This is a genomic window from Streptomyces sp. SX-6, from assembly GCF_059089585.1.
The window spans coordinates 131,567-139,159 of the sequence record NZ_JBTHHU010000002.1; the positions used below are offsets into that span (position 1 = coordinate 131,567).

At 71.5% G+C, this 7,593-nt stretch carries 2 protein-coding genes; one reads left to right on the forward strand and one right to left on the reverse strand.

What is annotated here, in order from left to right; translation table 11 throughout:
* Nucleotides 1-218 precede the first annotated feature (218 nt).
* Nucleotides 219-1,412, forward strand: coding sequence for a cytochrome P450 (locus ACV530_RS03045; protein ID WP_494330630.1), 1,194 nt, complete (start codon nt 219-221; stop codon nt 1,410-1,412).
* 67 nt (nt 1,413-1,479) lie between these two features.
* On the opposite strand, the gene ACV530_RS03050 is transcribed toward ACV530_RS03045, so the two are convergent.
* Nucleotides 1,480-7,554 (reverse strand): type I polyketide synthase, encoded by a 6,075-nt coding sequence (locus ACV530_RS03050; protein ID WP_494330631.1) that lies wholly within the window; start codon nt 7,552-7,554, stop codon nt 1,480-1,482.
* Nucleotides 7,555-7,593 lie beyond the last annotated feature (39 nt).

Here is a 7,593-nt window from a genome sequence, read left to right on the forward strand (position 1 = left end):
GCCCATCCGCTCGGTGGATGCCGGACCGGCGGCACTGAGCACCGACACGCGCGTCCGACCGTATTCCCCACCATCTTCCTGACGGCGGACTGCGCGTTTCCCTAGTCGTTCCTGCCGGAAGCACCCAACCCGGGCCAATTTGTAGGGCTTTCCCGGTCCCGAGGTCGCTAGCGTCGGCCCTTCCGCGTCACGTCCGCAGACACGTAAGGGACTTCCCCATGACCGCCTCTTCCCGCGACCTGCCCTGCCTCCGCCTCGAACCGCCCAAGACGCTGGAACTGAGCCCGCTCCTGCGCGCCTTGCAGGACCGGGGGCCGATCCACCGGGTGCGTACCCCCGCCGGGGACGAGGCGTGGCTGGTGACCCGCCATGCCGAGCTCAAGCAGCTGCTGCACGACGAACGCATCGGCCGCACGCACCCCGACCCGGCGGGCGCCGCGCAGTACGTACGCAGTCCGTTCCTGGAGCTGCTGATCTCCGACGGCGACGCCGAGGCCGGGCGCCGACAGCACGCCGAGATGCGCCGGGCGCTCACACCGCTGTTCTCGGCCCGGCGTGTGCTGGAGATGAAGCCGAAGGTGGAGGCGGCGGCGGACGCCCTGCTGGACGCGTTCATCGCCCAGGGGCCGCCCGGCGACCTGCACGGCCGGCTCTCCGTGCCGTTCGCCCTCACGGTGCTCTGCGACGTCATCGGGGTGCCGCCGGAGCGCCGCGAGGAGTTGACCGTCCTGCTGTCCGGCCTCGCCGTGCTGAACGACCGGGACGGCGCCGAGAAGGCGCTGAGCTCCCTGTCCGCGTACGTGGAAGGGCTGGTCGAGCTCAAGCGGGCCGAGCCCGGCCCCGACATCATTTCCCGGCTGTCCGACGGCGAGCTGTCCGAGGCCCGCGTGGCGCACCTGGTCTCGGGGCTGCTGTTCGCCGGGCTGGACAGCGTCGCGAGCATCATGGACAACGGCGTGGCGCTGCTGGCCGCCCACCCCGGCCAGTGCGCGGCGGCGCTGGCCGACCCCGAGGTGATGGACCGCGCCGTGGAGGAGGTGCTGCGGACCGCCCGGGCCGGCGGGTCGGTCCTGCCGCCGCGCTACGCCAGCGAGGACATGGAGTTCGGCGGGGTGACGATACGGGCCGGGGACCTGGTCCTGTTCGATCTCGGCCTGCCCAACTTCGACGAGCGGGCGTTCGACGGGCCGGGCGAGTTCGACGTCGACAGGGCCCCCAACCCGCATCTGTCCTTCGGCCACGGCATCTGGCACTGCATCGGCGCACCCCTCGCGCGTCTGGAGCTCAAGACGATGTTCACCAAGCTGTTCACCCGGCTGCCGGACCTGCGCCTGGAGGTTCCGGTGGAGGAACTGCGCCAGAAGGAAGGCCAGTTGTCGGGCGGCTTCGCGGAGCTCCGCATCGTCTGGTAAGGCTGATCCTCAGTCGGATACGCGAAGGCGGGCGGCCCGGTGGCCGCCCGCCTCGGTGTTCTCGTCGCTACACGTCGCCGAGCGAGTCGAGCCATTCCCCGACGACCCGCACGGTCTCCGCGGCGTCGTCGCGGACCATGGAGAAGTGGTCCGCGTCCACGCTCCGGACGTCCGGGGACGGGATCAGGCCGCCGTGCTGTTCACCGTCGAGGCCCGAGCCGGTCTCGACGCCGGCCGTCTGCCTGGTGGCGCGGACGATCAGTACGGGGGCGGTCGTGTGCCGGACCTCGAGCCGGTTCAGCATGCCCATCCAGCGCGCCATGGCGGACAGCCGGGAGTTCGTCATCCGTACCGGCGAGACCTCGTCGGTCAGGAAGTGACGCTTCATCAGACCCGTGTAGTCGATGGCCTCGTCCTTCTCGTGCCGCAGGCTGAGGGTGTCGAGCAGCACCACGCCCTCGGGCCTGATGCCCCAGGTCTCCTCCAACAGCCCCGCCGCCATGTAGGCGTAGGCCCCGGCGGAGGAGTGGCCGAGCAGGACGAAGGGTTCGCCATCGCTCGCCCGCAGCGCGCTCTCCGCGACGACCCGTACGGCGGTCTCGGGGTTGGCCGGCAGCCGCTCCCCCGTGGCGAAGCCGACCAGCGGCAGCGCGCTGACGTGCCGCTCGCCCCGGAAGGGCGCGGCGAGCCGGGCGTATTCGTGTACGCCGCCGTTGGCGGTGGGTGTGCTGACGCAGATCAGCCGCGGTGTGCCGGCGCCCTCGGCGAGGGTGGCCGGGAGCGGCAGATCCTCCAGTTCGGCGGTGCTCTCGAAGGTCGGGCGGAGCGCGCCGAGGGCGGCGAGCATGTGCTGGGCCTCCGGCGTCCTGCCACTGTCCAAGGCGTCGAGGAACAGCCGCTCCAGCGAGTCGGCCTCCGGCGCGGCGGCCGGGAGGAGGCCCGCCTGGGAGGCTGAGCCGTCGAGGACCGACTGTGCGGCCAGGTCGGCGTAGAGCCGGTCCGCGAGGTCGGCTGGGGTCTTGCTGTCGAAGACCACGGTTGCCGACAGGTGCAGTCCGGTGAGGGCGGCGAGCCGGTTGCGCAGTTCGACGGAGGTCAGGGAGTCGAGGCCCAGCTCGTAGAACTCCCGCCGGGCGTCGATGTTCCTGACCGAGGCGTGCCCGAGTACGGCGGCGGCCTCGGCGCGTACGAGGTCGGTCATCAGGGTCGTACGCTCCTCCGGACGCGCGGCGCGCAGCCGGTCGGCGAGCGTCGCCGTTGCCGCGGCACCGCCCGTGGAGCTCACGGCCGTGCGCCGGGCAGCCTTGACCACGCCGCGCAGTACCGCCGGTACGGGCCCCTGGGCGCGTACGGTCCCCGAGGACCGGCCTATCGCGACCAGGTGGGCCGCGCCGCTCGCGGTGGCGGCGTCGAACAGGGCCAAGCCCTGGGCGGGGCTGAGCGGTGCGGTCCCGTAGGAGGCCATCCGCTGCATGTCCGCGTCGGAAAGGCCGGCCGTCATACCGCCTCCCTGGTGCCAGGCGCCCCAGGCGAGGGACTGCGCGGGCAGGCCCTGGCCCGCACGGTACGAGGCCAACGAGTCGAGGAAGACATTTCCGGCGGCGTAGTTGCCCTGTCCCAGGGAGCCGACCACGCCGGAGATCGAGGAGTACAGGACGAACGCGGCCAGGTCGAGGTCCTTGGTGGCCTCGTGCAGATGCCAGGCGGCGTCCGCCTTCGGGCGCAGCACCGCCGACAGCCGGTCGGGGGTGAGGGAGGCGATCACGCCGTCGTCGAGCACACCGGCCGTGTGGATCACGGCGGTCAGCGGATGCGCGGCGGGCACGGATCCCACGATCGCGTCCACGGCCTCGCGGTCGGCCACATCGGCCGCTCGGACCGTCACTTCGGCACCGAGGGCGGCCAGCTCCTCCCGCAACTCACCCACACCGGGTGCCTCGGAACCGCTCCGGCTGACCAGGAGCAGGTGCCGCACACCACGCTCGGCCACCAAGTGCCGGGCCAGATCACGACCCAGACCACCGGTACCACCCGTGATCAGTACCGTCCCGTCCTGGTCCCAGGCCCGCGCCGACTCCTCGGCGTCACCGGCCCATTCGGCCAGCCGGGCCACCCGAATGCCGCCGTCGCGCACCGCGAACTGGCCGTCACCGTCGGCCAGCGGACCGGGCATGTCCGCGAGGATCTTCACGAGATCCCCGGCCTGGTCCTCCAGGTCGAGGAGCACGATCCGCCCGGGGTTCTCCGACTGCGCCGAGCGCACCAGACCCCACACCGCACCCGCGGCCACATCACGTACGGACTCACCCGCACCGGCCGACACGGCCCCACACGTCACGAACACCAGACGCGCAGCACCGGCCTCCAGGCCCGCCCACTCCTGAAGCAGGCCAAGGACCCAGGCGGTGAGCTCGTGCGTACGGGCAGGCGTGTCGCCGCCCGCGCCGGTTACCGGAACCACGACGAATTCCTCGTCGCCGGCGAGCTCCGCCAGAGACGCGACCGACGCGCCCACACCCAGTTCGTCGGCGCCCAGGGACACGCACCGGGGTGCGGCGGATGCCGTTCCGGGGGGCGCCGCCACCCAGTCGAGCGACAGCAGAGCGCTGCGACCCGCGCTCAACGGGGTCTTCGCAGAGTCGAGTTGACCACCGCGCAGAATGAGCTCGTCGACAGACAGGACGGGTGTGCCTTCGACGTCGACGGCCGCGATGGACACCGAGTCCTCGCCGGTCTTCGTCACCCGGGCCCGCAGCACCGAGGCTCCCCCGGCGTGCAGCGACACCCCTTGCCAGGCGAACGGCAGGAACTGGTCGCCCTCGGTGCCGACACCGGCCAGCCGGCGCGACTGGAGCATCGAGTCGAACAGCACTGGGTGGATCCCGAAGGTGCCGGCTTCCGCGGCGACTTCGTCCGGCAGGGCGACCTCGATCCAGGCGCCGTCCTCGCACTGCCACACCGAGCGCAGGCCCTGGAAGGCCGGTCCGTAGCCGGTCCCCTCGTAGAAGTCCTCCAGGTCGACGGCCACCGCGTCCCGCGGCGGCCAGACCGGGGAACCGAACTCCGCCACCCGCTCCCCCGCTACCAGCGTGCCGTGCGCGTGCTGCACCCACGGCTGGTCGAAGACGCCGTCGGCACGCGAGTACACGGAGACCGCGCGGGCGCCCGTCTCGTCGACATCCCCGACCAGCACCTGGATCTGCGCGGCGCCGTCCTCCGGGAGCGCCAGCGGAGTCATCAGGACGAGCTCCTCGATCCGGTCGCAGCCGGCCTGGTCGGCGGCGCGCATCGCCAGTTCCAGGAAGCCGGTGGCCGGGAAGAGCACAGTGCCGCCCATGACGTGGTCGGCCAGCCACGGGTGCGACTGCAACGACAGCCTGCCCGTGAACACCGTCTCGCCGGAGCCCGCCAGAGTGAACGTCGCTCCCAGCAAGGGGTGTTCGGCAGGGCGGAGGCCCGCCCCGGTGACGTCCCCCGACAGCGCGGCGGGCCGGGGCCAGAAGCGCTCGCGCTGGAAGGGGTACGTCGGCAGGTCGACGCGGCGGGCGCCCGTACCGGCGAAGAATCCGGCCCAGTCCACGCCGACACCCGCCACGTGCAGGCGGGCGAGCGCGGTCAACAGCGCCGACTCCTCCGACCGGTCCTTGCGCAGAGCCGACACGGCCACCTGACCACCACTGCCGTCCAAGCTGTGCTGAGCCATCGCCGTCAGCACACCATCCGGACCCAACTCCAGGAAGACGCCGACGTCTTCGGCCGCCAGGGCGCGCACGCCGTCGGCGAACCGCACGGTCTCCCTGACATGCCGCACCCAGTAATCCGCCGAGCACAGCAGCTCTTCCGCGGCCGGCTCGCCGGTGACGTTCGAGACGACGGGGATCCGGGGCGCCTGGAAGGACAGTTCCTCCGCCACCCGGCGGAAGTCCTCCAGCATCGGGTCCATCAACGGCGAGTGGAAGGCGTGGCTCACCGACAGCCGCTGGGTCTTGCGTCCCTCGGCGGTGAACTTCTCCGCGATCCGCAGGACTTCGGCCTCGACACCGGCGATCACCACGGACTCCGGTCCGTTGACAGCCGCGATCGACACACCGTCGACCAACCGCGCAGACACCTCGTCCTCCGCGGCCTGGACCGCGACCATCGCACCACCCACCGGCAACGCCTGCATCAACCGCGCACGCGCCGACACCAAACGGCAAGCATCCTCCAGCGAGAACACCCCCGCCACATACGCCGCCACCACCTCACCGATCGAATGCCCCGCCACGAAATCCGGCCGCACACCCCACGACTCCACCAGCCGGAACAACGCAACCTCAACAGCGAACAACGCCGGCTGCGTATAACCGGTCTCGTCCAGACGCCTGGCGTCGGAGAACATCACCTCCCGCAACTCACCGTCGAAATACGCCAGCACCGCATCCAACGCCTCCGCAAACACCGGGAACCGGCCATACAACTCCCGGCCCATCCCCACCCGCTGCGCACCCTGACCCGAGAACAACACCGCGAGCTTCCCGGCCGCGTGCCCGGCGGATCCGCGCGCCACCTCGACGGTGTCGCCGCCCTCGGCCAGCAGTACCGCGCGGTGCTCCAAATGCGCCCGGGTGGTCGCCAGCGAGAAGCCCAGGTCGAGAGGCGACCGGTCGGTCAGCGCGGAGACCCGCTCGAGCTGCGCGGCCAGTGCCTCCTCGGACTTCGCGGAGAGCAGCCACGGCACGGCCGACGGCGAGGTCCGCGGCCCTTCCTCGACCTCGGGCTCCTCGGCGTCCGGTGCCTGCTCGATGATGACGTGGGCGTTGGTGCCGCTGATGGCGAAGGACGACACGCCCGCGCGCCACGGCCGGTCCGACTTGGGCCACTCCTGAGCCTCCGTCAGCAGCTCCACCGCACCGGCCGACCAGTCCACATGGGACGACGGCGCGTCCACGTGCAGGGTCCGCGGCAGCACACCGTGCCGCATCGCCAGGATCATCTTGATGAGACTTGCGGCACCGGCCGCCGCCTGCGTGTGGCCGAGGTTGGACTTCACCGAACCCAGCAGCAGCGGACGCTCGGGATCGCGCCCCTGGCCGTACGTCGCCAGCAGCGCCTGCGCCTCGATCGGGTCACCCAGCGGCGTACCCGTACCGTGCGCCTCCACCGCGTCCACGTCCGAGGCCGTCAGCCCGGCGCTCGCCAGCGCCTGCCGGATCACTCGCTGCTGCGACGGACCACTGGGCGCCGTCAGGCCGTTGGAGGCGCCGTCCTGGTTGACGGCCGAACCCCGTACGACCGCGAGCACGGGGTGACCGTTCCGCCGGGCGTCGGACAGGCGCTCGACGACGAGGACACCCACCCCCTCGGACCAGCCCGTGCCGTCGGCCGCGTCCGCGAACGCCTTGCACCGGCCGTCCGCCGCCAGCCCGCCCTGCCGGCTGAATCCGATGAAGCTCATCGGCGTCGAGATCACCGTCACGCCTCCGACCAGCGCCAGCGAGCACTCCTCGGAGCGCAGCGCCTGGGCCGCCAGGTGCAGTGAGACGAGCGAGGAGGAGCAGGCGGTGTCGAGGGTGACGGCCGGGCCCTCCAGACCGAAGCTGTACGAGATCCGGCCTGACAGGATGCTGGCGATGAGGCCGGTGCTGCCGTGCCCTTCGATGTCCTCGCGGGAGTTCATCACGGTGTTGACGTAGTCGATGCCGCTCGTGCCCACGAAGACGCCGGTCTCGGTGCCGCGCAGGGACACGGGGTCGATTCCGGCACACTCCAGTGCCTCCCAGGACGCCTCCAGCAGGATGCGCTGTTGGGGGTCCATCGTCACGGCCTCGCGGGGCGAGATGCCGAAGAAGTGCGCGTCGAACGAGGCCGCGTCGACGAAGCCGCCCTCGGCGGTCGCGCTGCTGCCGCTTCCGTCGCCGACGAGCAGGTCCAGGTCCCAGCCTCGGTCCTTGGGGAACGGCGAGACGCCGTCCCGGCCCTCGCTCAGCAACTGCCAGAATTCCTCCGGCGACCGCACGCCGCCCGGCAGCCGGCAGGACATCCCGACGATCGCTATGGGCTCCTGCTTGGCGGACTCGACCTCTCGAAGCCGTTGGCGGGTCTGGTGCAAGTCGTTCGTGACCCACTTGAGGTAGTCAACGAGCTTTTTGTCGTTCGGCATGCCGTGGAACCTTCCGTATCAAAAAAAGGGGGGCCGGAC

Coding starts and splice junctions, on each gene's coding strand:
- ACV530_RS03045 (WP_494330630.1), top strand. CDS start 219: ATGACCGCCTCTTCCCGCGACCTGCCCTGCCTCCGCCTCGAACCGCCC.
- ACV530_RS03050 (WP_494330631.1), bottom strand. CDS start 7,554: ATGCCGAACGACAAAAAGCTCGTTGACTACCTCAAGTGGGTCACGAAC.